Here is a 1,083-nt window from a genome sequence, read left to right on the forward strand (position 1 = left end):
ACCCGTGCGTGAGCGCACTGCCGACGACCAGCATCAAGATCAAGACGCTACGGAGGGTGACTCATGCTCGAGTTACCCATTGCGTTGGGGGCGTGATGTCGCCGGTCCTCGCCAACCTCTTCCTCCACTATGCCTTCGACGCCTGGATGGCACGGAACTTCCCTGCCATCGGGTTCGAGCGGTACGTGGACGACGCGGTGGTTCACTGCGTCAGCGAACGCCAGGCACGCTTCGTGCTCACGGCGATCGAGAAGCGGATGGGCGAGGTCGGGCTGCAACTGCACCCGGAGAAGACGCGGATCGTGTACTGCCAGGACGACAACCGGCGTGCCTCGTACGAGCACACCGAGTTCACGTTCCTGGGATTCACCTTCTGCAGACGCTCTGCGGCACGCAAGGACGGCAGGATGTTCCTGTCTTTCACCCCCGCGATCAGCGGGGAAGCCATGCGCAGGATCAGTTCCGAGGTGCGGTCCTGGCGGCTGCACCACCGCACCAGCCTGACCGAAGCAAACCTCGCACGGGCCATTAATCCGATCATCCGCGGATGGATGGCGTACTACGGAGCCTTCCACAAGTCGGCGCTGTACCCCCTCCTGAAACGCATCAACGCCTACCTGATGCGATGGATGCGCAAGAAGTTCAAACGGCTCCGGGGGCGGAAGAAAGCCCAGAAGGCATGGGACCAGGCCGTCGCACGGCGGCCTCGGTTCTTCGCCCACTGGGTCTGGATCACTCACGTCCCCGGGGTCTGGTGACCAGAACGACAAGAGCCGTATGACGAGAGATCGTCACGTACGGATCTGTGAGGGCCGAGGGGTGAGACTCCCCTCGGCTACTCGGCCTCGGCCCCCCCGGTGGGCTGGTTGAATCGGCGGCATGCAGCTCTCGGACTCAGAGCGTCACAAGATGTCCCCCGTACATGTGGCCGTGCAGATGGACGACTTGGCGGAGCTGACACGTCTCCTGGACGCCGGGGCAGACCCGAACGAGTTCGATGGTTACAGCGGTTGGACTCCACTGCTCCGTGCCATCGATGGCGAGGCCGATGGAGCAGTGCAAACGGGCGAACCCCTGGAAGCG

General features: G+C 63.4%; 2 protein-coding genes. Both read left to right on the plus strand.

The window, feature by feature from the left end:
* Window positions 1-95 precede the first annotated feature (95 nt).
* Complete coding sequence (locus ACFU6I_RS48730; RefSeq protein WP_384381067.1) at window positions 96-758, plus strand: group II intron maturase-specific domain-containing protein; 663 nt, start codon at window positions 96-98, stop codon at window positions 756-758.
* 121 nt (window positions 759-879) lie between these two features.
* Window positions 880-1,083 (plus strand): ankyrin repeat domain-containing protein (locus ACFU6I_RS48735; RefSeq protein ID WP_384381064.1); only part of this gene is annotated, 204 nt, incomplete at its 3' end.

Source organism: Streptomyces sp. NPDC057486 (assembly GCF_042802415.1).
GTDB lineage: Bacteria > Actinomycetota > Actinomycetes > Streptomycetales > Streptomycetaceae > Streptomyces > Streptomyces yanii.